The organism is Larsenimonas salina, assembly GCF_023736155.1.
GTDB lineage: Bacteria > Pseudomonadota > Gammaproteobacteria > Pseudomonadales > Halomonadaceae > Larsenimonas > Larsenimonas salina.
This window is the reverse complement of the sequence record NZ_JAMLJJ010000004.1, coordinates 325,883-350,357: the sequence shown is the minus strand read 5'-3', so window position 1 is coordinate 350,357 and position 24,475 is coordinate 325,883. Positions and strand designations below refer to the sequence as shown.

Sequence of the window (24,475 nt, the reverse complement as noted above, 5' to 3'; positions counted from 1 at the left end):
CGCTTCAAGGCCTAGGCCGAGGGTCAGAATCTGCGTGCCGTCCATGTCGTACCTCCTGTCCATGTGGAGGTCATATCCTGGCCCAGCTCAGGGGGCGAATTCCACACCCAGCGACGAAGAGCCATTTTAAATCGATTTCTTTTGAAGGGTCTGCCTTATAGGCACGGTGCAGCGGGTTTTCTGAGACTGCTTCAGTCACTTTATGGAGTAGAAGAGATATAAATTTAGAGCCAACGTTTCCATCTTCAAGGCTAAATTTTGGATAGTCCTCAAAGTTGAGGAACTGATATTTACTATAAGGGTTTTTTCCTTGGGTAAATTGATTAATTGCTTCTTTTACAGAAGAGTGTTTCTCTGCGCCGCTATTTTGGTAATTAAATAGCATGCCGACATTTATGCCGATAATTAAAGGTTTGTCCCAATCCTGATGTTCATCAAAAAGCCGATCCAGTGCTTCTACGGCTGTCTGGTCTGGCTTGAAGCTATGAGTCGCATCCAGATGGAATATAAAATTCTCTGAATATTCTTCATAATAACGACTCAAAAGCTCTGATTTTCCATCGCCGGATGACCCACACAAAAAAAGGATGTTGCCTTTTTTTAGACTGTTATCCAAAATATATTTAAAATCTTTTTCGATGTCGGTTTTTATATAAAGATGTTCTTTTAATTCTTTTGCTACCCCATTGTCTTTAGAAAGGGTAGAGACAGATTGCGCTGAAGAGTGGGCTAATGTACCGAGTAGTTCACTAAAAAACATTTTCAGAATCCAATTTTTCTATAATGAAGTTGGTTTGAAACTGTATTTAAAATTCATTTAAATATTTTTTATCTTATAGCTGAATGCTTTTGCTAGTTGGTTCTAGGGATATATAGAATTTTGATTAGCATGCCACACGAGTTTCTGCCGCACTACCGGTTTTCCTTTAGTAGCTTTTCTTGTTGAGGCATTTCCATATAGTTTGGAAATGCTTTACTCATAGCGAATTCATCTTCGAAATCTTCTACTTAGATTCAGGTAGCATCAAGCCTCGCGCTTTCCGACAATGGCGCTCTAAAGACTGTTGAGCGGGAGTGGTACGTGAAAAAACCTTTGGCACTCATGCGGCCGAGTACACGCGGTGGCTGGCTGTGCGTCGGGCTGTTTCTTATGGTGATCGTGTCGGGCCTATGGCCGGTGGTGACCTGGGTCAACCGGCCCGTGCTGGTCGCGGGCCTTCCGCTGCTCGCGGTGTGGGCGTATGTGATTGTTGCCGCCTCGACCCTTGCAATGGTGATCGGGAATCGGATCTGTGGGCGAGGCGACGATGACTGAAACGCCGTTTCTGATCACGGTCGGGTATCTGGCCGTGGCGCTGGCTATCGGGCTTTATGCGCGTCATGGCCACAGCATGGCGCGGCTCGAGCAGTGGGCAGTGGCCGGGCGCAGCATGGGCTCTGTCACGCTGTATCTGCTGATCGGTGCCGGCAGCATCAGTGCCTATACCTTCATGGGCGCCCCCGGCTGGGCGTACAGCAAGGGTGTGCCGGTCTTTTATGTGGTGGTCTATCTCTCCTATCTCGCGCTGGTGGCCTGGTACGTCGGCCCGAAAGTGTGGCGGCTCGGCAACGCCTTTGGTCATGTGACCCAGGCCAGTGCCATCCGGGACCGCTATCAGAGCGCGGGGCTCGGGGCGCTGGCAGCGCTTGTCATGTCGATCGGTACGCTCTCGTACGCGGTACTTCAGACGATCGGCGCGGCCTACATTCTGAACGTGTTCAGCGGGGGCGCACTTCCGGTGTCGGCGGCGGTCTGGCTGGTGCTCGGTGTGATGGCGATCTATCTCGTTGTGAGTGGCCAGCGGGCCATTGGGCTGACCAATGCGTTCCAGGGTGGATTGATGCTGATCGTGGCCTGGTGGGTCGGGCTGTGGGCGACGCATCAGTTCACCGGAAGCTGGCAGTTTGGCGCGGTATTCGAGCGGTTTCAGCGCGAGCGCCCCGAGTATCTAACCCTTCCGGGCGCGGATGGCTCAATGAGCTTTTCGTTTTGGACCACCGCGATCGTGGTCTCGATGATTTCGTTCATGCCCCCGGTCTGGGTGCAGTGGATGAGCGCCAAAAGCGCCGGGGCGCTTCGGCGAAGTGCCACCTGGCTTCCAAGCTACTACGTGATCATTTTGCCGATGGTGGTGGTTGGGTTCATTGGGGTATGGGCGCTGCCCGAGCTTTCGCGCGCCGACACCGTCGCGCTCGAGCTGGCACTGACGAGCATGCCGGTTTGGCTCGCGGGGCTTCTGGGGGCGGGGACGCTTGCGGCCGCGATGTCCTCGTGTGAGCCGTTTCTGCACTCAACGGCGCTTACCTGGGCCAACGACGTGGTCAAGCCCATGACCGGTCTGAGCGATGGGGCCACCGCGCGTCTGGCGCGGGGACTCTTGATTGTGATCATGGCGGGCATTGTCGCGCCGGTTGCGATCACGGAGCCGTCGAATCTGGTGATGATCCTGCTGGTGGGGCTTGGGTTTGCCGCTCAGGTGGTGCCGGCGTTCATCGGCATGTTCCTGTGGCCGCGGGCCTCGACGGTGGGTGTCCTTGCCGGGCTTTTAAGCGGGTTCGTGGTGACGCTTTTGTTCACGGTGATCTGGCGCAACCCCCTGGATATTCACGCGGGGTTCTGGGGGCTTTTACTGAATCTGCCGGTATTTGTGTGGGTATCGCTTCGAACGCCGCCGGTGGCGGAGGAGGTGATTGACCGGTTCGAGCGGGCGATGAACCCTCGGCATTCACGCTAAAAAAACGGGCGCCCAAGGGCGCCCGTTTTCATTTCAGTCAAGGAAGCGATCGCATCAGGCGTGCTGCTTGCGATGTTTGCCTTCCTTGATTTCCTCGATCAATTTGGCATTGAACGCGTTCAGATCGGCCGGCGTACGGCTGGTGACCAGGGCGCTGTCGCAGACGACTTCAGCGTCTTCCCACTTGGCGCCCGCGTTGGTTAGATCCTGTGAAACCGAGGCGACCGACGTCAACCGGCGGCCTTCGACGACTTCTGCGTTGATCAAAATCCACGGCGCGTGGCAGATCGCCCCGACGGGCTTTCCGGCCTTGAAAAACGCGCGGGTGAATTCGAGTGCCTGTTCGTTGCCGCGCAGGGTATCGGGGTTGAACAGCCCGCCCGGAAGTTGCAGCGCGTCGTAGTCGTCGGCGCTGACCTCATCGAGGGTCTTGTCGACCGGGTACTCGGCGCCCCAGTCCGTTTCGGCCCAGGCGCGGATGCTGCCGCCTTCGGGGGCGACGACGTGCACTTCGATGCTTTGCGCTTCAAGCGCCTTTTTCGGCGAGGTCAGTTCGGATTCCTCGAAGCCGTGTGTGGCGAGAATCGCGACCTTGGTGCCTTTCAGTTCTGACATGAATCTAGCTCCGTGTATCGTCCGTGATGATGAGGTGCTGTGATTTAGAGCGCTCTATCAAGCGTGCTGCTTGCTGTGTCGGCCCTCGTCGATCTCTTCGATCAACTTGCTGCAGAAGGCGTCGAGATCAGAGGGTTTGCGGCTGGTGACCAGCGCGTTGTCGCAGACCACTTCTGAATCTTCCCACTCGGCGCCTGCGTTGATCAGATCCTTTGAGATCGAGGGAATGGAGGTCATGCGGCGGCCGTCGACCACGCCTGCATTGATCAGGATCCACGGTGCGTGGCAGATGGCGCCAACCGGCTTGCCAGCCTCGAAGAAGCCGCGCACGAAATGTTGTGCCTTCTCGTTCTGTCTGAGCGTGTCTGGGTTGATGACGCCACCGGGCAGCATCAGGGCGGCGTAGTCGTGCTCGCTGACCTCATCGAGGGTCTTGTCGACGTGGTATTTCTCGCCCCACTCGGTCTCGGCCCACGCGGTAATGTGGCCGTGCTCCGGCGCGATGATGTGCGTTTCGATGCCGGCTGCGTCCAGCTCGGCGCGGGGTACGCTGAGTTCGGATTCCTCGAACCCATCGCTTGCGAGAATGGCGACGCGAACGCCTTTAAGAGACTGAGTCATGAAACTACTCCTTGTGTCATGTCGGTATGTGTCTCGGAAACCGGACGCGCCTTGACGCGTCCGGGCGGGTAAACCCTAGTCGTTACGAGTGGGCGGCGCCATGAATTCCGGGCCGACCGGGTCAGTGATGCATTCATCCAAGATGGCATCGATATCGCGTTTGGCGTTTTGATCGAGCGACCAGCCCATGACGTTGTCGGCCGGGTCGAGCTGATCGGGGCGGCGTGCGCCCCAAAGCGCGATGGAGACGCCGTCCTGATCCAGAAGCCAGCGAAGCGACAGCTCGAGCACGGTCTTGTTGTAGTGCTCGCGGGCGTAGTCGTCGAGGCGCTTGACGGCCTTCAGATACTGCTCGAAACGGCCCTTCTGGAACTTGGGGTCGTTGTTTCGAAGGTCATCGCCATCGAAGGTGGTGTCTTCGCGCATCTTGCCGGACAGCAGCCCGCGACAGAGCGCGCCGTAGGTGAGCGTGCCGATGTTGGCGTCACGCGCAGCCGGCAGAATGTCGCGTTCGATGTCGCGCTCGAACAGGTTGTAGGGCGGCTGGATCGTGCTCAGCGGGCAGACGCGGTTGAAGGCGTTCATTTGCTCGACGCTGAAATTGCTGACGCCGACCGCGCGAATCTTGCCCTGTTCCTTGAGCGTTTGCAGGGTATGGGCCACCTCGTCGATCTCGACGGTGGGGTCGGGCCAGTGCAGCTGATACAGATCGATGCGGTCGGTTTGAAGGCGACGAAGGCTGTCCTCGACTTCCTGCGTCAGGCGCGACTGCGTCGCGTCGCGATAGACGGCGCTGTCTTCAGTCCAGTTGAGTCCGCACTTGGTGGCAAGCAACACCTGATCGCGCAGGCCGTGCTGCTTGAGCGCCTTGCCAACCAGCGTTTCGGACTCGCCAAAGCCATAGACCGGGGCGGTGTCGATGGTGGTAATTCCGCGCTCGACCGCGCTTTTGACCGTATCGATCGACTGCTTTTCGTCGGTGCCGCCCCACATCCAGCCGCCGATGGCCCAGGTGCCAAGTGCGATGCGGCTGCCGGTGAGGTCGCTGTTCGGTAGCGTGATCGTTTCCATCTCTTTCCTCCATGAATCGATAGCGTGCTCATTATCGTAGACGCCATCAGGACGCTTTGCCCGCGCTCATTAAAATGGGTTGGGATAGCGAAGACTCGATTCAAGGGCGCGGCGTGACAGGCACCGATTTGATAGTTCGCTGATACACTCTCGGACACCTCATCTCCTACGTTTCAAATGGAAGTCGGTCATGTCAAATGATGCGTTAGCGCTGGTTGTCGCGATGATTGCGGGGCTCTTGTGCGGTGCGCTGGTGCCGGTGTGGCTATTGCGTCGGCGGATTGTCGAGCTTGGCGAGGCGCTCGGCCAGTGTGAGGAGGCGCTTGAGCACAAGACTCAGGAGTGCAGCGAAACCGAGCGGCTGCTTGCCGAGCGCGACGCGCTTCTGGAGCAGAGTCAGCAAACCCTGAAAGACGTGCGTCAGGAGTTCAAGACGCTGAGCGCGCAGGCGGTTCAGGACGCCCGCGCCCGCCATGACGCCGAAACGCAGCTGGCCGTGCTCGAGTCACGCCATGAACAGGCCCAGGCCCATCACGCGGCTCAGCTCGATGAGCTCAAGCAGGCCAGAGCCCGGCTCACCCAGGAGTTCGAGCACCTGGCCGGGCGCATTTTCGACGAGCGCAGCCGCCAGTTCGATGACCGCAGTCGTCAGAGCCTCGAGGCGCTCCTGGGGCCGTTTCGGGAGCAGGTCGGTCACTTTCAGCGCCGGCTCGAAACACTTCACAGCGATGAGCAGCGCGAGCAGGTGCGCCTTCGCACCCAGATCGATCAGCTGGCCAATCTCAACCGTCAAATGAGTGACGACGCCGCCAACCTCACCAAGGCCTTGAAAGGCGATCGCAAGCAGCAGGGCAACTGGGGCGAAATGCTGCTTGAGACCGTGCTGGAGCGCTCCGGGCTTCGAAAGGGGCATGAGTATCGCCGCGAAGTCGCCCTTACCGGGGAGCAGGGGCGAGCCCGCCCTGACGTCATCATCGATCTGCCGGAAGGCCGGCATCTGGTCGTTGATGCCAAGGTGTCGCTGGTGGATTATCTGGCGTTCATTGAATGCGAGGAGGAGTCTGCGCGTCGTGACGCATTGAAGCGCCATCTCGCCGCAGTGCGTCAACACGTCGAGCGGCTCGCCCGCAAGGATTACGCCGCGCTTCACGGACTTAACTCACCGGACATGGTGTTTCTGTTCATGCCGGTGGAGCCGGCGTTCGCACTGGCCTTCGAGCATGACCCAACCCTTTTTCAGTTCGCGTTCGATCGCCACATCGTGCTGGTCACGCCGACGACGTTGCTTGCAAGCCTGCGAACGGTGGCCAATCTCTGGCGGCTGGAGCGTCAGAATGAAAACGCCCGGGCGATCACAGAGCGTGCCGAGCGGCTGCTGGGCAAGTTCCACGGCTTCGTTTCAAGCCTCGAGGACGTTGGCGAGCAGCTCACCCGCGCGCAAAAAAGCCACCAGCAGGCGCTTAACCGCTTGAAGGACGGGCAGGGCAGTCTGGTCAATCAGGCCGAGCAGCTCAGAGAATTGGGCGTTCGTCACCCCGGCCGTGGCCGATCATGAGATCGCCTTGAGAAACACCGTGTCTTTGCCACACTGAGGTCTTCGACTTAAGTGGCAAGGAGGCCAAGACTATGCGTTATCGTCCGCTCGGAAATTCAGGGCTCATGGTGTCAGAGCTGGTGCTTGGCACGGTGCCTTACGGAGGCCGTGGCGGCTTCGAGAAATGTGGCGGCCTTGGGCTGGATGACGTTAAACGGCATATGGGCCTTGCCTTTGATGCCGGCGTCAATATGGTGGATACCGCCGATCTTTACTCGTTTGGGCTTACGGAAGAGCTGGTCGGGCAGGCGCTTGGCAGCAAACGCCAGGATATTTTGCTGGCGTCCAAGGTGCGAAGCCCCTTGAGTGACGATCCCAATGCCAGCGGCGCGTCGCGCTACCACATCATCAACGGCGTCGAGGCCAGCCTCAAACGGCTTGGCACCGATCACCTCGATCTGTATCAGATTCATAACTGGGATGGCGTGACGCCGGTCGAGGAAACGCTCGAGGCGCTCGATCATCTGGTTCGAAGCGGCAAGATCCGTTATTTCGGCACCTCGAACTATACCGCCTGGCAAATGATGAAAACGCTGGGGGCTGCGGATTTGAACGGCTGGATGCGTCCGGTCTCGCAGCAGATCTATTACACGCCGGAATCCCGCGAGGCCGAGTACGAGCTGATGCCGATGGCGCTCGATCAGAATGTCGGGACGCTTATATGGGGGCCGATGGGCGAGGGGCTTCTGGCTGGAAGCGTTCGCCGCGGTCAGACAACGCCAGAAAATACGCGTCAGGGCTCGGGCTGGCCGGAACCCTACGTACACGACATGGAGCGTGCGCTCGATATCATCGAAGCGATGGCCGAGATCGGCGCCGCGCATGAGTGCTCCATCGCCCGGGTCTGCCTGTCGTGGCTCAAGGATCGTCCGGGCGTGACGGCCCTGATCATTGGCGCGCGGTCGGATGCGCATCTGAAAGACGATCTTGCTGCGGTCGAGCTCGAACTTGACGACTCGGAAACCGAGCGCCTCGACCGTTTGACCCAGCAGGCGCCGCAGTATCCGTACTGGCACCGCGTGGTGTCCGGCATGGATCGAATCGACCCGGCCGAGCGCCTGTTCCTCGACGAACACGAACGCACCATTCGCGAGCGCCGCTGATTCTGGCGCGCGCCTGAGCCACGCCCTGGTTCCACCTACCGCACCGATCGGGCCATCTACATGATGGCCCGATTTCGTCCTGCGCTCTTGGCCTGATAAAGCCGCTGGTCCGCCAGGGAAAGCACGGTATCCAGATCGCTTGATTCATCGGACAGACTGACGCCGATCGAGACGGTCATCGCAAGGGTGTGCCCCCGATAGGTAAACGGCGTCTCGGCGATGGTCGCGCACAGTGCCTGACTGATGCGAAGTGCGTGCTCTTTTGACGCCCCCTGGAGCATCAGCACGAACTCCTCCCCTCCATAGCGGCCAAGGGCGTCACGGTGGCGCCGGGTGTGCTGTTTCATCAGCGCGGCGACGTGAATCAGCGCCTGGTCGCCGACGTCATGGCCAAAGCGGTCGTTGATCGATTTGAAGTGATCCAGATCCAGCAGAAGCAGGGCAAAACGCTGGCGGCGGCGTTGAAGCCGTCTTGCGGCGAGAAAGAAGGCGCGGCGATTGAGCGTATGAGTGAGGGGGTCGATGTCGGCGTCCCGACCGAGAAGCTCCATCAAGGTCCGCGCCCGAAACATGATGAACACCAGCATTGTGCTGGTCATGGCCATGTTATAGAACCGCACGCCCAGCAGGATGTTCGGATCGAGCGCGAGCCAGGGGGCGTAGAACGAGGGCAGCATCAAGATCAATGTAAGCGTTGCGATGACGGCCGTCAGCACGATGCGCCGCCATACCGGCCAGACGCTACTCGCCGCGGCCGCCACCATGATCGGGAAATAGTAGTACTCCATGCCGCTGTCGCCGCCGAAGGCCAGAAAGGCCAGCGTCACGATGCCAAGACTGGTCAGCAGCGACATCAATTGAGACACCTTCAGATAGCCTTGATGCAACAGGACCTGCGAGCATAGTAGAAGCACTGAGGCTAGCGCATGAAAGGCCCAGAGATAGGGGGCGATGAAGAGGTCGATGAGCAGGTAGGGCACCAGTGCAAGCAGTGCCAGAATATTGACGTACCAGAACGTGTTATAGAGCCGCAGCTGTAACGGCGAGAGCGATGTGGGGGAGTTCAGTGGGCGTAGGCATTTCAGCATGTCTGGCGTCTTGCGCAGGTCGACGAGGGCCCGGGGTAGGGGCGCGCTATATTCAAAGTCGGTTAAATTATCATGAATGGTTACGAAGAGGCGAGAATATGCCACTAATGACAATGCATGCGATTTATCGAATGAAGGGCGTTGAATCGCGGAGTTGCGTATTCAACTGATCGGAGCTTAAATCCAGCTTATCCTTTTGATAGGCAAGGCGCATTGCCTTCAACGATGCAATTGAAGTGAGAACGCTATGTGGTATTCGATGCTTGCCATCGGGCTGGGTGCGGCACTGGGTGCCAACCTTCGGTGGGGGTTGGGGCTGTTGCTCAACGCGTTGTTTCCCGCCATTCCGCCGGGCACCTTGATCGCAAACTGGCTGGGGTCGTGGCTGATCGGCATGGCGCTTGCGTGTTTCATGGCGCTGCCAGAGCTTCCGCCGGCGTTGAAGTTGTTCGTCGTGACCGGGTTTCTCGGGGCATTGACGACGTTTTCAACGTTTTCGGCCGAAATGTGGAGCTTGCTTCAGTCGGGTCGGTATCTGACGGCGCTTGCCGGTATCGCGCTTCACGTGGTTGGGGCACTGTGCATGACCGGGCTCGGGTTCGCCACGGTCAAGTTGATTCGATGGATGGTGACAGGAGCGACAGGATGAACGGATTTGAAGTGGCTTTCATGGCCCCGGAAGGGCGCAAGGCTCACGGCACGCCGGTACTTGACCGGGTGATCGAACTTGCCAAGGCCCACGGCATCGAGCGTTATACGCGCCGAACCGCGCTTGATAGCCGCGGCAACGACCATCGCTACCACAGCGCGCACTTTTTCGAGCTCAATGATCGGCCGGAAGAGGTGATGTTCGTGCTCGACCCCGACAAGGCCGATGCGCTGATCAAGGCGGTCACGGGCGAGGCGATCGAGCTCTTTTGCGTCAAGCGTCCGATCGAATACTGGCAGCTTGGAGACGCTGTGCCGGAGTGAGCGCGTCGGGGGCTTGGGGGTGGCTGACACAAAACTGACATATTGGGTTGCTACCTTAAGCGGCAACGAAACGAAGCGCTCTCAAACGCGCCATCTCATATGCCATCTGTTGCCTCTATCAGGGAGCTACCCAAGATGTTGAAGAACGTTGCTGCAACGCTTGTCACCTCGACCCTCGTGCTGGGTTCGGCCTCGGCCATGGCCGCCGACACGATCACTGGCGCAGGTGCGACCTTCCCGTACCCGGTCTACTCCCAGTGGGCTGACGCCTATCAGGACGCAACGGGCGTCGGCCTAAACTATCAGGCGATCGGCTCAGGCGGTGGCATCAAGCAGATCACTGCGCGCACGGTCACCTTTGGTGCAAGCGATGCGCCGATGAAGCCTTCCGAGCTCAAGGAAAACAACCTGGTTCAGTGGCCGCAGATCATGGGTGGCGTTGTCCCGGTCGTGAACGTGCCGGGCATCGATGGCACCAAGATCAAGCTCGATGGCGAAACCCTTGCCAAGATCTACATGGGCGAAATCTCCAACTGGAATGACGACGCCATCGCCAAGCTGAACCCGGACATGGACCTGCCGGATACCCGCATCACGCCGGTCTATCGCGCGGAAGGCTCTGGCACCAACTTCCTCTTCACGCACTACCTGGCACAGGTCAGCAGCGATTTCGCCAACAACGTCGGTGAAGGCAAGTCCGTTGCCTGGCCTGCAGGTGTCGGCGCCAAGGCCAACGCAGGTGTTGCCAATCAGGTCGCCGGTACGCCGGGCGGGATCGGCTACGTCGAGTATGCCTACGCCCACCAGAACAACCTGAAGGTCGCTCAGCTTGAGAATAAATCCGGCAATTTCGTGACCGCCGGTATCGAAAGCTTCAAGGCAGCTGCCTCCAATGCCGACTGGAAAAATGCCGATGGCCTTTATCTGGTGCTGACCGATCAGCCGGGAGGCCAGAGCTGGCCGATCGTGGGTGCCTCATTCATCCTGATGCACACCGACGTTCAGAACCCGCAGGCGGCCAAGCAGGCGCTCAAGTTCTTCGACTGGGCCTACAAGAACGGCAATGACGCCGCGACCAAGCTCGACTACGTTCCGATTCCCGACAATGTCTCCAGCATGATCCGTCAGGACGTCTGGTCACAGATCAAGAGTCAGGGCGGCGAGCAGGTCTGGACCAAGTAAGCCACACCGTGAGTCATGAAGACGCTGTGGCCTTGCGGCCACGGCGTTTTTGTATAAGAGAAGTTTCATGTGTCACTTTGGTTGCAAGAGGGTAATGCAGTGACCCAATCGACGTCTGGCGCGTCCGAGGATGTAACGCTCGGCGCATCGCCAACCGAACAATCCGCCGTCAAGCGCAACCGCCGCCTCGATGGTCTGTTCGAACACACGACCCGAGGTTTCGCACTGCTGGTTCTGCTGCTTCTGGGAACCATCATGATGTCACTGGTCATCTCGGGTTGGCCGGCGCTGTCTGAATTCGGCTGGCATTTCTTTACCGAGGACCGCTGGGCGGCCAACCTGGACCGTTTCGGTGCGTTGCCGGCCATTTATGGAACGCTGGTCACCTCAGGCATTGCCATCGCGATCGCCGTACCGGTCTCCATGGGCATCGCGATCTTTTTGACCGAGAAGTGCCCGGCGGCGCTCAGGCGTCCACTCGGGACGACCGTTGAGCTGCTCGCCGGTGTTCCCTCGATCATTTATGGCATGTGGGGTGTGGAAGTTCTGGCCCCGTTCCTTCAAAGCCATTTTCCGACCATCTTCCCGGCCGGTACCGGCCTTGCAACCGCGGGCCTGATTCTTGCGGTGATGATCATTCCCTTCATCACGGCCATCACGCGAGATGTGATGCTGACCGTGCCGCCGATGGTGCGCGAATCGGCCTATGGCCTTGGCTGCACCACCTGGGAGGTAACCCGGAGCGTGATCTTCCCGTCGGTGAAGGGCGGGCTGGTCGGGGGCGTGATTCTCGGGCTTGGCCGAGCGCTGGGCGAGACCATGGCCGTGACGTTTGTCATCGGTAATAACCTGTTCTTCAACCCGACAGTAACCGGGCAGGGCACGTCGATCGCGGCGCTGATCGCCAACCAGTTTCCGGAAGCGGACGGCCTTCAGCGTTCGGCGCTTCTGGCGCTTGGCCTGATGCTGTTCGTCATTACCTTCATCGTGCTGGCCATTGCCCGCGTGATGCTCAATCGGATGGACCGGAGGGCGCCGAAATGACAGAGCGCACCATGAGTGAGAGTTCACCGCATCTAACGCCGTCGAACCCGGTCTATCGGCGTCGTCGCCTGTTCAACCGCGTAGTGATGGCGTTCTGCATGGCGGCCGCGGCCTTCGGTATTATCTGGCTTTTGCTGATTCTGTTCAGTCTGGTCACCAAGGGGGCCTCGGCGCTTGAGCTTTCGGTGTTTACCGAGCGCACCAAGATGACGGGTGGCGGGCTTGGTAACGCCATTCTCGGCAGTTTGATCATGACCACGCTTGCAACGATTGTCGGTACCATCGTCGGTGTGGCCGCTGGCACCTGGCTTGCCGAATACGGCGGCAAATCACGGCTGGCGAGCTTTATTCGGTTTATCAATGATGTGCTGCTGTCGGCGCCCTCGATCATCGTCGGGCTTTATATCTACGCCATTCTGGTGCTGCCGAGCGGCCACTTTTCCGGGTGGGCCGGGGTTGCGGCGCTGGCGGTTCTGATCATTCCGGTGGTGATTCGCTCGACCGAAGACATGCTGAAGCTTGTGCCCAATTCGCTTCGAGAGGCGGCGTCGGCACTTGGCGCGCATCGCTGGCTGGTGGTCTGCAAGGTCTGCTACAGCGGCGCACGTGCCGGAATCATCACGGGCATTCTGCTTGGGTGCGCGCGTATCAGTGGTGAAACCGCGCCACTGATCTTCACCTCGCTCAATTCGAATCAGTGGAATTTCTTCGATCTCAATTCCGAGATGCCGAACCTTCCGATGACGCTTTATCAGAACATGACCATCAATTCGTTCATTCCGCGTCAGGTCGAACTTGCCTGGGCGGGGGCGCTGATCCTGACCGTGGCGATTTTGCTTTTGAACATTGTGGCGCGTGTCGTTTCCGAACGGCGCAAGGGGTAATAGAGTGATGACGACTCAATCAAAAGAAACGTATGCGTATTCGCGCACAGGGGCCAACGCCATGACGACGACATTCAGTCATACGATACCGGAGCGCGCGGCGGTGGATCAGTCGGCGCATCCGACCAAGTTGCAGGTCAATAACCTGAACTTCTATTACGGCGACTTTCAGGCATTGAAAGATATTTCGCTGTCGATTCCGGCCAATCAGGTCACCGCGTTCATCGGCCCGTCCGGCTGTGGCAAGTCGACGCTCTTGCGGTGCTTCAACCGGATTCATGACCTCTACCCCGGCCTCAAGACCGAGGGCGAGCTGCTGCTCAACGGTCAGAACATCAATGACAAGCGCATCGACATCAACCTGCTTCGCGCACGCATTGGCATGGTGTTTCAAAAGCCGACGCCGTTTCCGATGTCGGTGTATGACAACGTTGCCTTTGGTGTGAAGCTCTATGAGCGGCTGTCGAGCCGGGACATGGACGAGCGGGTCGAATGGGCGCTGAAGCGCGCCGCGCTGTGGGATGAAGTCAAGGACAAGCTCAAGAACAACGGCCAGGCGCTCTCCGGTGGCCAGCAGCAGCGCCTTTGTATCGCACGAACGATTGCGGTCAAGCCGGAGGTCATCCTGCTGGATGAGCCGACCTCGGCGCTGGATCCGATCTCGACGGGCTACATCGAGGATCTGATCAACGAGCTCAAAAAGGAATACACCATTGCCATCGTGACGCACAACATGCAGCAGGCGGCGCGCGTCTCTGATATCACGGCGTTCATGTACCTGGGCGAGCTGGTCGAGTGCGGCCAGACCGACCAGATTTTCACTCAGCCGGCGAAAAAACAGACCGAGGACTATATAACAGGTCGTTATGGATAAAAGTCTATAGTTCGCTATAGTTGTTATGTAATTTGCCGCGGTGAGCGGATCCGACAAGGGGGTGCCTAGTGCACCCCCTTGTTTCGTTTGAACCCTTCAATGGATCCACTGGGGTCTTAAGCACCTGGGCCTTTAGCGCGTTGACCTTCAATGAGTTTACTCATGAATAACGAAGAAAAGGGCTGCGCGGCAAAGTGATAGGAACGTCTGTCGGGGCATTTAGCGGGTGTATATCGCCAGACGGGCTACCCACAAATAACAACAGGAGGACAAGCAACGCTTATGGCTTCCACTCAAAAATCCCATCGAGTGTTTTATACCTCAGCGATGGTCATCGCGTGTCTGGTCGCGATAGGGGCGCTCATGCCGGAGCAGTTCGGCAATTACGCCAATGCCGCCCTGGGTTGGGTGACCCACATCTTTGGCTGGTTCTATCTTTTCTCCGTATTCGGCTTCGTGATCTTTTTGCTGGCGCTTGCGTTCAGCAAGTACGGAAAGATTCGCCTGGGGCCCCAGGAAAGCAAGCCGACCTACAGCTTCTTTTCCTGGGTCAGCATGCTCCTGGCAGCCGGCTTCGGGGTTGGACTTGTCTTTTACGGCATGGCCGAGCCGATGATGCATTTCATGGCGCCGCCGTTTGGTGACGTCGATGGAACGACGCCGGAATCTGCGCGTCTGGCCATCCAATACGCGTTTTTCAACTGGGGCGTGCATCAGTGGGCGGCGTTTTCAATCGTTGGCTTGATCATCGCCTACACCCAGTTTCGAAAAGGGCAAAGTGGTATGGTCTCGACCGTTTTGTCGCCGCTGACGGCCAAGCTGCCAAAAGGGCGTCGGGTCGGTGATGCGCTCGATGTGTTCGCGGTCGTTGCGACCGTAATGGGGGTGGCCACCTCCATTGGGCTTGCCGTGCTTCAGATCAACGGTGGCCTGCACTTCGTTTTCGGGGTTCCCGAGGGCATGCTGTGGCAGTTCATCATCATGGGCGCGATGTTTCTGTGTTACGTGGCCTCGGCGGCCTCCGGGCTCGATAAGGGCATCAAGCGGCTGTCCAATCTCAATATGGGGCTGTGCCTCGGCCTGATGTTCTACGTGCTGTTCACCGGCCCGACCATCGCCATTTTGCAGACCATTACCATGGGCATCGGGGATTATCTTCAGAATTTCATTGGCATGAGCCTTCGCATGTCACCCTATGGCGGAGAGGACTGGGCGAGCTCCTGGACCGTGTTCTACTGGGCCTGGGTAATTGCCTGGTCGCCGTTCGTCGGGACGTTCGTTGCGCGGGTTTCTCGCGGGCGCACAATCAAGGAGTACGTCTTTGGGGTGTTGATCGTGCCACCGCTGCTTGCGTGTCTCTGGATTGGAGTGTTCGGCGGCGCGGCGCTGCACATGGATCTGTTTCAGGGCGCGCAGCTTGCTGAAGCAACCGACAGCAACATTACCACGGCGCTGTTCAAGATGTTCGATCTAATGCCGTTTTCGGGCGTGCTGTCGTTCATCGCGATGATTTTGATCTTTATCTTTCTGGTGACCTCGGCCGATTCCGCGTCTTACATCGTGTCTCAGATGACGGATAACGGCTCGCTCAATCCGCCGCTTTATAAGCGCATCGTGTGGGGCGTTCTGATCGCGGCGATCTGTTTGACGCTTCTGGTGGCAGGCGGACTCAAGGGGCTGCAGTCGGCCTCGGTACTTTCGGCGCTTCCGTTTACCTTTATCGTGTACGCCATGCTGTACGTGCTGCTCAAGGAGCTTAGAAGCGACCGCAAGGCCATGTTGACGCATCTTTATCGTCGCCACGATGAAACGCCGGTGGGTGCGGATATCTTTGAAGCCGATGAGCTGTCCGGCAATGTGGGCGAGCGCATCAAGCGCTCACCGCGCACCGTCAATCGACGTATTAATACCGAGCGTAACGGCCATTCAAGCGATCAGGAGTCGTAAAGAATGCATGCCGATAGCTATAGATAATTATAGCGATTTATTTTAGCTATTAGGGTGTTAAGCGTTAGCAGGCTAACATGTAGCGGTGTTCGAGACGCCAGACTCGAGCCGTTGTTGTGACGCCGATGTGACGTCAGACAGCACACTCCTTCCAATCCCATGCCCTGCATGGGATTTTTTTATGCGCAGTGCCTTGGCTATGCTGTGTTAAACAGCGAGGAAAGCCTATGCGTTGGCTATTGGCAATCGGCGTCATCTTGATGGGTGTCCTGTTTTGGGGCATGTATGCACAGGCTAAATGGTCACCGGTCCCCCCCGCCTACAACCCCTTTGCCCCGCTTGCGATCAAGGACCCGATCACCTGGATGACTCGGTGGAAACTGGCACGGCTTGAAGGCGATGCCGACCGATGCTGGGAAACCCTGGCGCAGGTGCAAAACGACAGCTCTGAGCTGAACATTGTGGCTCAAAAACCCCTCGAGTTGGGTCAGTGCCGGCTCGAGCGGGCCGCGCGCGTATTTGAAACCGGCGTGCGGTTCAATGCGTCCTTTCTGGCAAGCTGCCCGTTGGCGGTCAGGTGGCTGATGTTCGAGCGTCATCGGCTACAGCCCATTGCCGAACGAACCCTTGGAAGCCCTGTACGCCAGGTCGTGCATTACGGGAGCTTTGCCTGTCGAAACGTGTACAACCGGCCTGAAGGGCGGCGCAGCGAGCATGCCACGGCCGATGCGTTCGACCTGGCGGGTGTGGTGCTGGACGATGGCCGTCAATTGACGCTCGAGCGTGAATGGAGTGATGACGGCGAGCGGGGGCTGTTTTGGCATCAGGCATTTGATGGGGCCTGTGATGTGTTCGGCACGGTGCTCGGGCCCGAGTACAACCAGGCGCATCGCAATCACTTTCATATGGGCCTTCGCCGGTATGGGTTTTGTCGATAGCTGAAAAAAATGCGCAGATGGTCGTTATAGCGGTACCACCCCTTTAAATGCAGCGTAGCTCCCATGATCAAGCGATCCGGCACTCATTATCCCCGTGCGTATTTCGATACAGTGGCTGCGTTCGTTCAGCAGGTAACGAAACAGGTGCCGAGCGAGCTGGTCGTGAGTCAGGATACGTCAAGGTCGTGCATGACGCCCTTGAAGCTCTATTTCATCGATGAGCATGAGGCGCGCATCAGCCTTCTTGGGGTATTGAGGTTCGACCCCGAGCGTATGGCCGGTCATGGGGCGCTGCCGTTGCAGCCGGGGCGCTATCCGGTGCCCGAGGGAATGTATCGCTACCTGATTCAGGTGATCACCCAGCGCCTGGCCTGGAACCAGCACAGCGATCACGGGTTTGCCACCGAGTGGTTGACTCATGGCCTCTGGGACACCCTGGCCTGTCGCATCGAAAACAGCAACCAGCTGACCGATTACACCCCTTCATTTTCCGACAGCGCCTTTCCCTACCTGGCTCGGGTGACATTCAACGGCCAGCCGTACCGGTTTCAGATTCTTGGGCGTCAACACGACTATCTGGTCGGCCGACCGTTTCGGGAATACCACGTGGATTCCGGCAATCTACCCGACACCTTTCCCGGGCGAGAATGGCTTGCCGAGAATTCGGTACTCAATCATCGGCTCATGTTCATGAGCGACTGCGCGTATCTGCTGCCCGAGCCCTGTGTCGACCAGCCCGCGCCCTGGTTCGAACCTGAGTCGATGACGCCTCCCGAACAGGCGTGTCAGATGCTTGCTCAGGTTGTCGGACTGTCTTCCTATCTAAGTGATGATCAAACCGGGGCCCTGGCAACGTCAGAGCAGGCGACGCGCTCTTCGATTCTTCCTGCGCTCGGGGGGGCCGCGGTAGTTGCAGGGCTTGCCGTACTGACGGTCATCATGTGCCTTTAAGCGCCTTTTCTCCCATCCGTTTAAGCGCTATCCTGCGCCGTTTCCCTAATTGTACGTTCTGGCATCCAGTCGGCTGATCCAAGGCACGGCTCGGTGCGTTATTGATCAATGGAGAAGCGCCATGGCACCTAGAGTCGGAGTCATCATGGGGTCAACGTCGGATTGGCCGGTAATGGAACACGCCACCCAGATGCTGGAGCGGCTTGGCGTTGAGTTTGAGGTCAAGGTGGTCTCGGCGCATCGAACCCCGGATCTGCTGTTTGAGTATGCAAAAGGCGCCGCCGAGCGTGGTCTCGAGGTCATCATCGCCGGTGCTGGCGGCGCGGCGCACCTGCCGGGCATGGTGGCATCCCAAACGCCGGTGCCGGTACTTGGCGTGCCGGTGGAATCCAAGTCGCTCAAGGGGCTGGATTCACTGCTTTCCATTGCTCAGATGCCGGGTGGGGTGGCCGTTGGTACGCTGGCGATTGGCAAGGCCGGTGCCAAGAACGCCGGTCTACTGGCTGCCCAGATCGTTGGCACGCACGACGCTTCAGTGCGAGACGCCGTGGATGCGTTTCGGGCAGAGCAGACTCAGGCCGTACTCGATACGCCGGATCCCCGTGTATAATGGCCTCTGAAATTTATTGATGTTCACTTTTCGGCTTCTGGTGTAAAGCGCATGCGTATAGGGATCTTGGGGGCAGGCCAGTTGGGTCAGATGCTCGCTTTGGCGGGGTATCCGTTGGGCAACCGTTTTTCATTTCTTGATCCGGGCGGGCGGCCAAGTGCCGACATCGGTCATGTTCTGACCGGCAGTGACTCGGAGGCTGTTGCGACGTTTTCCGAGACGTCCGACCTGATCACTTACGAGTTCGAGCATCTGGATGTGGCGCTTGTTGAGGCGCTTGAAGCCAAGATGCCCGTCTTTCCATCCAGTCGCGCCCTGAAGGTGTGTCAGCATCGCGGTGAAGAAAAAGCGCTGTTCTCGAGCCTTTCCATTCCAACACCTGCGTACCGTCTGGTCGGCAGTGCCGCCGAGCTTGAAGCGGCAGTAAAGGCGCTTGGGGCGCCGGTGGTTGCCAAGTCCGTGACCGAAGGCTATGACGGTAAGGGCCAGGCTGTGCTGCGCGCGCCCGATGAAGCGTTTGATGCGTGGAACGCGATCGGTCATCAGCAGCTTGTGGTGGAAGCCTTCGTCGAGTTCGAGCGTGAGGTGTCCATCATTGCGGTGCGAAGCCGAACCGGAGAGCTCGCGTTCTATCCAATGGCTGAAAACCATCACCACGAAGGCATTCTGCGGTATTCGATGGCGCCGATGCCGGATGTGTCCGAGGCAGTGCAGCGCCAGGCCGAGGCGTATATTCGGGCACTGCTTGACGCGCTCGAGTACGTCGGCGTTCTGACGCTTGAGCTTTTCCAGAACGCCGATGGCACATTGCTTGCCAATGAGATGGCCCCGCGTGTGCATAATTCCGGCCACTGGACGCAAGACGGCGCGGTTACCAGCCAGTTCGAAAACCATCTTCGAGCGATCCAGGGATTGCCGCTGGGGTCGACGCGAGCGCTGCATCCGACCTGCATGATCAACCTGATCGGCAAGGACGTCGATACAGAGGCGGTGCTGAGCGAGCCCGATGCCCACCTGCACCGTTACGGCAAGGAAGAGCGGGCGGGCCGAAAGATTGGCCATATCAATCTGACGGCGCCGGATCATGCCGAACTGTTCGAGCGGCTCGACCGAGTACGATCAAACGTGCCCGATGCGCCAGCGCCACGGTTTCTTGCACGCCCCTGATTGAGACGTCTGTAGATCGGCTGTGAGGATATTTCCCTCATAAAAACGCCGCCCCGGTTTTCGGGGCGGCGTTTTTTTTTCGAAACAAGCAGCGATGGTCCGGTATCAGGTCAGGCGACGCTTGATCCAGCCCGAAACCCGTTTCTCGATCAGCTCGAAGCTCAACCAAGAAAGCACCATGATTGCCGGGATGCACAAGGCAAAGGTGAGGTAGGGGCTCAAATCAAGCCGCTGTCTAAGTAGATAGTCGCTGCTCCAAAGCACAATGATGTGCACCAGGTAGACCGAATAAGACCAGTCGCCCATGTGTTTCAGCCATCGATGCCTTCGAAACCACGGCTCCATGGCGATCACGCTGCTGACGATCAAGACGCTCGGGATGCCCCAGGTGAACAAGCGGTACGGTGTCTGGTCGTCGAAATTGAGCAAAAACGCGGTTGATATCGCAATGGTTGCCAAGGGCACCCACAGGCCTTCGGGCAAGCGGTTCTTTCGATACAGCATGCCGAGGCCGAGGCCGAAGACGAACTCATAGACCATGGGGTCGGTGTAGAAGCTGCTGACGAAGGGCTGGCGGGCAAGAATAGGGCAGATCAAGGTGACAAGCGCGAGCACCAGCCACAGTCGATAGCGCTCGTTGACGGCGAACGACAGCGCAAAGATCGTGTAGAACAGCATTTCGAAGTTGAGCGACCATCCCACCGGAAGGATCGGGTAGAGGCCAAAACCGCCCGGGTTCTGAGACGGCAGAAACAGCAGCGAATAGACCAGTTCCTTGAGACTCACGCCGTAGACCGGCATGACATCGCCTGCAAAGGCAATGATTGCGGCAGTGATCAGCGTAAATAACCAGTAGGCGGGGGCAATGCGGGCGATGCGGTGGATCAGGAAGGTCGTGGTCGGCATCTGCTTGCCGGCCGTGGACACGTAGATCACGAACCCGCTGATGATAAAGAACAAATCCACGCCGACCTGGCCGCGGGTCGATAACAGATGGCCCATCAGCGTCGAGGCCTTGAAGTCGAAAAAGACCTGCATGAAGTGATGGAAGACGACCAGCCAGGCCGCCAGGGCGCGCAGTCCTTGCACGGAAACAAGCATGTGGGTTCCTCAATGGCCGTTCGTCGTTGAAGCGAAGGCTATGACCATTGAACGCGCCACCCTATCCGTTGCAGGCGCGTTTTTAACAAATCGCTACGTCGTGGTGGCTGATGTCTTCAAACGAAAGGCGGTGAGCTGCGCTTTAAAGCAGCGGCACCTTGGCGCTTTCCAGAGCCTGCATATAGGCGCTGTGGATGAGGTCGGGGGTGATGCCATGGTCGAGCAGGGTCGTCCAGCGGATAGAGCTCCACTGACCGTTTTCATAATAGCGCGTTGTCTCAAGCAAGAGCCCAAGCGTGCCTTCATGATGAGTCAGGGCCCGCGTGATGTCTGAGTGCAGGGGCAGGGCGTCCAGAATGTGGGTGAGCGGGGTCTTGAAAAAGGCGTCCAGATACGAAAAAAGGCCCACCGTGAACGCGCTGTCGCTGATGCTCTCGGCAAAGTGAGCGGCCGCCAGGCTCTGGCAAAAAAACGCGCGAGTCAGCGCCAGCTTGGGAAGTGCTGAACTGACGTTGAGCTGTGCAAGGGCCATGAGGCAGGCCAGCTGCCGAATGCGTTCGAGCCCCAGCAGGATAATGGCCTGCTTTATCGAGGCGATCTCGGTCGAGCGCTGGTGATGCGCCGAGTTGACCAGCTTTAAAAGGCGAACACTTAGTACGGGGTCCTGCTGAATGATGCGAGCGACCTCGGTTGCGTGCACATCGGACTCCTGGAACAGCGCAAGAAGCTCGAGGCTTGAGGCGGCAGTGCCTTGAACCAGGCGGTGCCTGCCTTCGATCAGCGTTGGGCGCGCCAGGAAATAGCCTTGAAAAAGATCAAAGCCCGCCAGTCGGCAAAGCTCGAAGTCTTTTTGGGTTTCCACCTTCTCTGCCAGAAGTTTTGCCCTCGGATTGCGCCGCTTCAGCGCGGTAACCACGCGCAACAGCGCCATGTCATCGTCATAGGCTGGAAAGTCGACTTTGATGATATCCACCAGCGGCACGAAGGCATGGTTGGCGTCCTTCAGGGCGTAGTCGTCGAGCGCCAGCGTATGACCAAGGCCCTTATAGTATTTGAGACGTTCGACCATAACCTCGGTTTGGGGAATGCCTTCGAGTACTTCGATCACGAGATGGCGTGTGTCGAAGGGCAGCTCGGACTTGAGCGTTTCCTCGGTAAAGTTGATGTAGGCACGAGTACCGTCGCAGGCATGTTCAATGGAGGTGTCGAGAAAGGCGTTGAGTAAAACAGTACAGGTGGCCTGATGGGCGTCGGTGCCACATGCAAGACTTTGACCATCGGCATACCGGAACAGGAATTCAAACCCGTGAAGCAATCCTTCGCGATCAAAAATCGGCTGACGCGCATAGAGGATATTGGAGGACGGTGAACCTGGTGGCGTCGAGGCGAGCATTCAAAGTTCCTACGCTTGAACGAGGGGTGCTCTTCTTGTATCGACGTTAGCTTAAATTACTTTATACGATGCACGAGCGCGCCTTTTAAGGCGCGCTTTTCAGATACCGTGTCGCGTTCGATTACCCCGTCGCGAGCAAACCGGTCTGCTTCTCTATTTCCTGGGTGTCCATCAACTCAATGGTGACCGGAACCGATTTGCCAGCAATGGTGTTGCTGCGCTCATCCCGGTAGCCAATGGGAATGAGTGGATTGGTTTCGGGGTAATAGCTTGCGATACACCCGCTTGGAATGTCGTAAGGCACAACTCGAAAGCCGGCCACTCGACGGTCGATACCATCTTCTGCAACCGTTGAAAAGGCGATCTTGTTGCCAGCCTCCAGGCCATGTTTCACCATGTCGTCCGGGTTCATCATCGCCACCATCCGTGTGCCGTAGATGTCGCGGTAGCGATCATCCAGTGAGTAGACGGTGGTGTTGAACTGGTCATGACCACGGGTCGTCAACAGCTGAAAGTGTGTCGCCTCGGGCGCGGACATGCTTGAGTCCAGTCGCGCGGCATCGAACAGGAAGTTGGCCCGGTCCGTGTCGGTAAGCCACACCCGCTCTCGGGCGGCGTTATAGAGATGGAAGCCACCGGGCATCTTGATGCGCTCGTTGAAGTTCGTGAAGACATCAGGAAACACGGCCTCGATCTTGTCGCGGATGCGGTCGTGATCCTCGCTCATCCAGGCCCAGTCCACCTTGGGGTAAACGGGCAATGTGGCACGTGCGATGTCGCTGATGATCGTGACCTCCGAGCGCAAGTGAGAAGAGGCCGGCTCAAGCTCGCCGGTCGAGGCGTGCACCATGCACATGCCGTCCTCAACGGTACTTGCCTGGGGTAGCCCAGCCTTGATGTCGCGCTCGGTTTTGCCAAGGCACGGCAGAATATAGGCCTTCTTGCCATGAATCAGGTGGCTTCGGTTAAGCTTGGTCGAGATCTGAACGGTCAGGTCAAGCTTGTCGAGCGTTGCGGCCATTACACGCTCCTGATCGGCAATGGCGCGAAAGAAGTTGCCACCAAGGCCAACAAACGCTTTGACGTCACCGCGCAGAATCGCCTCGCAGCAAAGCGCTACATCGTGGCCGTGTTCACGCGGGCAGGTGGTGTCGAAGGCCTTGTCGAGACCTGAAAGCATCTCTTCGGTCGGTTTGTGGAAGATGCCTACCGTTCGATCGCCTTGAACGTTGGAGTGACCTCGTACCGGGCAGGCTCCGGCGCCACGCTTGCCGATGTTGCCCCGCAAGAGCAGCAGATTGATGATCTGATGAATCGCATCGCCGCCATAACGGTGCTGGGTAATGCCCATGCCCCAGCAGGCGATAACGCGCTCGCTGCGGCGGTAGGTGTCCGCGGCGTCTCTCAGTTCATGTTCAGCAAGACCAGAATGGGCCTCGAGCGTGTGCCAGGAAAGCCCTCTGCAATAGTCGACGAATGCTTCGAATCCATGGGTATGCGCTTCGATGAATTCGTGGTCGAGTACCGGCTTCTCGCCATGCGCCTGGGCCTCGTCATCGGCTTCGATCAAGGCCTTGCACATGCCTTGAATGGCTGCAATGTCACCCCCGATTCGCAACTGATAGTACTGGCTACTGATGTCGGTGCCGTTGGGGCGCATCATATCGGCCGGACTTTGAGGGTTTGCGAACTTGACCAACGCCTTCTCGCGAAGCGGATTGAACGTCACCACCTTGCCGCCCCGATGAACAAGGCTGAAAAGCTCGCCCATCATTCGCGGACTATTGGTGCCGGCGTTCTGGCCGAAGATGAAGACGGCGTCGGCGTGGTCGAAATCATCGAGCGTAGTCGTGGCCTTGCCGACGCCCAGGCTCATGGGCAGGGAGACGGTGGTGGTCTCATGGCACATGTTCGAGCAGTCGGGAAAGTTATTGGTGCCGTAGAGGCGTCCGAGCAGTTGAAACATGAAGGCCGCTTCGTTTGAGGCGCGCCCCGAGGTGTAAAACTCCACGTCATTGGGGTCGTCGATGGCCTTCAATTCAGCCCCGATCTCGGCGATGGCCTGATCCCACTCGACGGCTTCGTACTTGTCGGATGCGGCGTTGTAGCGCATCGGATGGGTCAGGCGGCCCTGGTCTTCCAGTGCGTGGTCAGACCACTCGAGCAGCTCGGTGACCGTGTGTTTTTCAAAAAACTCAGGCCCTGTGCGCTTATGGGTCGCTTCCCATGCGACGGCCTTGGCGCCGTTTTCGCAAAATTCGGCCATGTGCGGTTTGGCCGGGTCCGGCCAGGCACAGCTCGGGCAGTCGAACCCATTGGGCTTGTTCATCTTTAAAAGAAGCTGGTTGCCCTTGAAGGGGATATGCTGGCGCAGCATGTGTTGTTCGACCGCTTTCAAGGCAAGCCAGCCGCCACCGGGGGATGACGCGTGGTCCTGAGTGCCATGAAGGTCGTTTGAAAAGGTGGTGGAGGTCTCGTCCATGAGGCACCTCTATGCAATAGACGTAAGAAGACGCCATACCCTTACGGGTACGGCGACGCGAAAT

At 58.2% G+C, this 24,475-nt stretch carries 23 protein-coding genes; 15 read left to right on the top strand and 8 right to left on the bottom strand.

The genetic code is table 11. The features are described 5' to 3' along the window. Nucleotides 1-70: 70 nt before the first annotated feature. Nucleotides 71-760: a DNA phosphorothioation-dependent restriction protein DptF gene (dptF, locus tag NAT23_RS10545; RefSeq protein ID WP_251928095.1), complete on the bottom strand. Its 690-nt coding sequence runs from the start codon at nucleotides 758-760 to the stop codon at nucleotides 71-73. A gap of 321 nt (nucleotides 761-1,081) precedes the next feature. On the opposite strand from dptF, the gene NAT23_RS10540 reads away from it, so the two are divergent. Both NAT23_RS10540 and NAT23_RS10535 read left to right on the top strand, forming a co-directional pair. After that, nucleotides 1,082-1,315: a hypothetical protein gene (locus tag NAT23_RS10540; RefSeq protein ID WP_251928093.1), complete on the top strand. Its 234-nt coding sequence runs from the start codon at nucleotides 1,082-1,084 to the stop codon at nucleotides 1,313-1,315. Beyond that, nucleotides 1,308-2,774 carry a sodium:solute symporter family protein gene (locus NAT23_RS10535; RefSeq protein WP_251928091.1) on the top strand — a complete coding sequence of 489 codons (1,467 nt, stop codon included), beginning with the start codon at nucleotides 1,308-1,310 and terminating at the stop codon, nucleotides 2,772-2,774. Before NAT23_RS10540 ends, NAT23_RS10535 begins: the two co-directional genes overlap by 8 nt. 54 nt (nucleotides 2,775-2,828) lie before the next feature. Here NAT23_RS10535 and NAT23_RS10530 read toward each other — a convergent pair whose 3' ends face one another. The 3 genes from NAT23_RS10530 to NAT23_RS10520 form a co-directional block, all read right to left on the bottom strand. After that, nucleotides 2,829-3,389: a type 1 glutamine amidotransferase domain-containing protein gene (locus NAT23_RS10530; protein WP_251928089.1), complete on the bottom strand. Its 561-nt coding sequence runs from the start codon at nucleotides 3,387-3,389 to the stop codon at nucleotides 2,829-2,831. Between the two features lie 57 nt (nucleotides 3,390-3,446). Then, nucleotides 3,447-4,010: a type 1 glutamine amidotransferase domain-containing protein gene (locus NAT23_RS10525; RefSeq protein ID WP_251928086.1), complete on the bottom strand. Its 564-nt coding sequence runs from the start codon at nucleotides 4,008-4,010 to the stop codon at nucleotides 3,447-3,449. Between the two features lie 75 nt (nucleotides 4,011-4,085). Beyond that, the gene (locus tag NAT23_RS10520; RefSeq protein ID WP_251928084.1) at nucleotides 4,086-5,081 is read right to left on the bottom strand and encodes an aldo/keto reductase; all 996 of its coding nucleotides are present in this window, start codon (nucleotides 5,079-5,081) and stop codon (nucleotides 4,086-4,088) included. Between the two features lie 190 nt (nucleotides 5,082-5,271). Between NAT23_RS10520 and NAT23_RS10515 the strand changes: the two genes are divergently transcribed. Then, nucleotides 5,272-6,636, top strand: a complete 1,365-nt coding sequence (locus NAT23_RS10515) for a DNA recombination protein RmuC (protein WP_251928082.1) — start codon at nucleotides 5,272-5,274, stop codon at nucleotides 6,634-6,636. 71 nt (nucleotides 6,637-6,707) lie between these two features. Then, on the top strand, nucleotides 6,708-7,778 hold the full coding sequence (locus NAT23_RS10510; protein WP_251928080.1) for an aldo/keto reductase: 1,071 nt from the start codon (nucleotides 6,708-6,710) through the stop codon (nucleotides 7,776-7,778). Between the two features lie 56 nt (nucleotides 7,779-7,834). On the opposite strand, the gene NAT23_RS10505 is transcribed toward NAT23_RS10510, so the two are convergent. Further along, nucleotides 7,835-8,866, bottom strand: coding sequence for a GGDEF domain-containing protein (locus NAT23_RS10505; protein WP_251928078.1), 1,032 nt, complete (start codon nucleotides 8,864-8,866; stop codon nucleotides 7,835-7,837). A gap of 247 nt (nucleotides 8,867-9,113) precedes the next feature. On the opposite strand from NAT23_RS10505, the gene crcB reads away from it, so the two are divergent. The 11 genes from crcB (at nucleotide 9,114) to NAT23_RS10450 (ending at nucleotide 19,435) form a co-directional block, all read left to right on the top strand. Then, a complete protein-coding gene (gene crcB, locus NAT23_RS10500; protein WP_251928076.1) occupies nucleotides 9,114-9,515 on the top strand; it encodes a fluoride efflux transporter CrcB in 402 nt (133 codons plus the stop codon). Continuing rightward, nucleotides 9,512-9,838: a DUF190 domain-containing protein gene (locus tag NAT23_RS10495; protein WP_251928074.1), complete on the top strand. Its 327-nt coding sequence runs from the start codon at nucleotides 9,512-9,514 to the stop codon at nucleotides 9,836-9,838. Before crcB ends, NAT23_RS10495 begins: the two co-directional genes overlap by 4 nt. A gap of 135 nt (nucleotides 9,839-9,973) precedes the next feature. Next, entirely contained in the window at nucleotides 9,974-11,020 is a 1,047-nt protein-coding gene (gene pstS / locus NAT23_RS10490; protein WP_251928073.1) for a phosphate ABC transporter substrate-binding protein PstS, read from the top strand. Between the two features lie 99 nt (nucleotides 11,021-11,119). After that, nucleotides 11,120-12,064 (top strand): phosphate ABC transporter permease subunit PstC, encoded by a 945-nt coding sequence (gene pstC / locus NAT23_RS10485; protein ID WP_251928071.1) that lies wholly within the window; start codon nucleotides 11,120-11,122, stop codon nucleotides 12,062-12,064. A gap of 11 nt (nucleotides 12,065-12,075) precedes the next feature. Further along, nucleotides 12,076-12,948, top strand: a complete 873-nt coding sequence (gene pstA / locus NAT23_RS10480; protein ID WP_251594208.1) for a phosphate ABC transporter permease PstA — start codon at nucleotides 12,076-12,078, stop codon at nucleotides 12,946-12,948. A 61-nt stretch (nucleotides 12,949-13,009) separates the two neighbouring features. After that, a complete protein-coding gene (gene pstB / locus NAT23_RS10475) occupies nucleotides 13,010-13,822 on the top strand; it encodes a phosphate ABC transporter ATP-binding protein PstB (protein ID WP_251928069.1) in 813 nt (270 codons plus the stop codon). Nucleotides 13,823-14,104: 282 nt separating this feature from the next. Continuing rightward, complete coding sequence (locus NAT23_RS10470) at nucleotides 14,105-15,769, top strand: BCCT family transporter (protein WP_251928067.1); 1,665 nt, start codon at nucleotides 14,105-14,107, stop codon at nucleotides 15,767-15,769. A gap of 227 nt (nucleotides 15,770-15,996) precedes the next feature. Continuing rightward, the gene (locus NAT23_RS10465) at nucleotides 15,997-16,707 is read left to right on the top strand and encodes an extensin-like domain-containing protein (RefSeq protein WP_251928065.1); all 711 of its coding nucleotides are present in this window, start codon (nucleotides 15,997-15,999) and stop codon (nucleotides 16,705-16,707) included. 63 nt (nucleotides 16,708-16,770) lie between these two features. After that, nucleotides 16,771-17,658, top strand: coding sequence for a hypothetical protein (locus NAT23_RS10460; protein WP_251928063.1), 888 nt, complete (start codon nucleotides 16,771-16,773; stop codon nucleotides 17,656-17,658). 121 nt (nucleotides 17,659-17,779) lie between these two features. Further along, entirely contained in the window at nucleotides 17,780-18,268 is a 489-nt protein-coding gene (gene purE, locus NAT23_RS10455; RefSeq protein WP_251928054.1) for a 5-(carboxyamino)imidazole ribonucleotide mutase, read from the top strand. 51 nt (nucleotides 18,269-18,319) lie between these two features. Further along, entirely contained in the window at nucleotides 18,320-19,435 is a 1,116-nt protein-coding gene (locus tag NAT23_RS10450) for a 5-(carboxyamino)imidazole ribonucleotide synthase (RefSeq protein WP_251928052.1), read from the top strand. 105 nt (nucleotides 19,436-19,540) lie between these two features. Here the strand turns inward: NAT23_RS10450 and NAT23_RS10445 are convergent, their stop codons facing one another. The 3 genes from NAT23_RS10445 to NAT23_RS10435 form a co-directional block, all read right to left on the bottom strand. Beyond that, nucleotides 19,541-20,536, bottom strand: a complete 996-nt coding sequence (locus NAT23_RS10445) for an acyltransferase family protein (protein ID WP_251928050.1) — start codon at nucleotides 20,534-20,536, stop codon at nucleotides 19,541-19,543. A 142-nt stretch (nucleotides 20,537-20,678) separates the two neighbouring features. Continuing rightward, nucleotides 20,679-21,929, bottom strand: coding sequence for an EAL and HDOD domain-containing protein (locus NAT23_RS10440; protein ID WP_251928048.1), 1,251 nt, complete (start codon nucleotides 21,927-21,929; stop codon nucleotides 20,679-20,681). Between the two features lie 121 nt (nucleotides 21,930-22,050). After that, nucleotides 22,051-24,411, bottom strand: coding sequence for an FdhF/YdeP family oxidoreductase (locus tag NAT23_RS10435; RefSeq protein ID WP_251928046.1), 2,361 nt, complete (start codon nucleotides 24,409-24,411; stop codon nucleotides 22,051-22,053). Nucleotides 24,412-24,475: the final 64 nt, after the last annotated feature.

What these genes read in the sequence shown, in the direction of transcription:
- NAT23_RS10520 (WP_251928084.1), bottom strand. Translation starts at nt 5,081, where the DNA reads ATGGAAACGATCACGCTACCGAACAGCGACCTCACCGGCAGCCGCATC.
- NAT23_RS10530 (WP_251928089.1), bottom strand. Translation starts at nt 3,389, where the DNA reads ATGTCAGAACTGAAAGGCACCAAGGTCGCGATTCTCGCCACACACGGC.
- NAT23_RS10535 (WP_251928091.1), top strand. Translation starts at nt 1,308, where the DNA reads ATGACTGAAACGCCGTTTCTGATCACGGTCGGGTATCTGGCCGTGGCG.
- pstA (WP_251594208.1), top strand. Translation starts at nt 12,076, where the DNA reads ATGAGTGAGAGTTCACCGCATCTAACGCCGTCGAACCCGGTCTATCGG.
- NAT23_RS10525 (WP_251928086.1), bottom strand. Translation starts at nt 4,010, where the DNA reads ATGACTCAGTCTCTTAAAGGCGTTCGCGTCGCCATTCTCGCAAGCGAT.
- NAT23_RS10495 (WP_251928074.1), top strand. Translation starts at nt 9,512, where the DNA reads ATGAACGGATTTGAAGTGGCTTTCATGGCCCCGGAAGGGCGCAAGGCT.
- NAT23_RS10440 (WP_251928048.1), bottom strand. Translation starts at nt 21,929, where the DNA reads ATGCTCGCCTCGACGCCACCAGGTTCACCGTCCTCCAATATCCTCTAT.
- pstS (WP_251928073.1), top strand. Translation starts at nt 9,974, where the DNA reads ATGTTGAAGAACGTTGCTGCAACGCTTGTCACCTCGACCCTCGTGCTG.
- NAT23_RS10445 (WP_251928050.1), bottom strand. Translation starts at nt 20,536, where the DNA reads ATGCTTGTTTCCGTGCAAGGACTGCGCGCCCTGGCGGCCTGGCTGGTC.
- NAT23_RS10450 (WP_251928052.1), top strand. Translation starts at nt 18,320, where the DNA reads ATGCGTATAGGGATCTTGGGGGCAGGCCAGTTGGGTCAGATGCTCGCT.
- NAT23_RS10460 (WP_251928063.1), top strand. Translation starts at nt 16,771, where the DNA reads ATGATCAAGCGATCCGGCACTCATTATCCCCGTGCGTATTTCGATACA.
- NAT23_RS10510 (WP_251928080.1), top strand. Translation starts at nt 6,708, where the DNA reads ATGCGTTATCGTCCGCTCGGAAATTCAGGGCTCATGGTGTCAGAGCTG.
- NAT23_RS10470 (WP_251928067.1), top strand. Translation starts at nt 14,105, where the DNA reads ATGGCTTCCACTCAAAAATCCCATCGAGTGTTTTATACCTCAGCGATG.
- purE (WP_251928054.1), top strand. Translation starts at nt 17,780, where the DNA reads ATGGCACCTAGAGTCGGAGTCATCATGGGGTCAACGTCGGATTGGCCG.
- NAT23_RS10505 (WP_251928078.1), bottom strand. Translation starts at nt 8,866, where the DNA reads ATGCTGAAATGCCTACGCCCACTGAACTCCCCCACATCGCTCTCGCCG.
- NAT23_RS10515 (WP_251928082.1), top strand. Translation starts at nt 5,272, where the DNA reads ATGTCAAATGATGCGTTAGCGCTGGTTGTCGCGATGATTGCGGGGCTC.
- NAT23_RS10435 (WP_251928046.1), bottom strand. Translation starts at nt 24,411, where the DNA reads ATGGACGAGACCTCCACCACCTTTTCAAACGACCTTCATGGCACTCAG.
- dptF (WP_251928095.1), bottom strand. Translation starts at nt 760, where the DNA reads ATGTTTTTTAGTGAACTACTCGGTACATTAGCCCACTCTTCAGCGCAA.
- NAT23_RS10465 (WP_251928065.1), top strand. Translation starts at nt 15,997, where the DNA reads ATGCGTTGGCTATTGGCAATCGGCGTCATCTTGATGGGTGTCCTGTTT.
- crcB (WP_251928076.1), top strand. Translation starts at nt 9,114, where the DNA reads ATGTGGTATTCGATGCTTGCCATCGGGCTGGGTGCGGCACTGGGTGCC.
- pstB (WP_251928069.1), top strand. Translation starts at nt 13,010, where the DNA reads ATGACGACGACATTCAGTCATACGATACCGGAGCGCGCGGCGGTGGAT.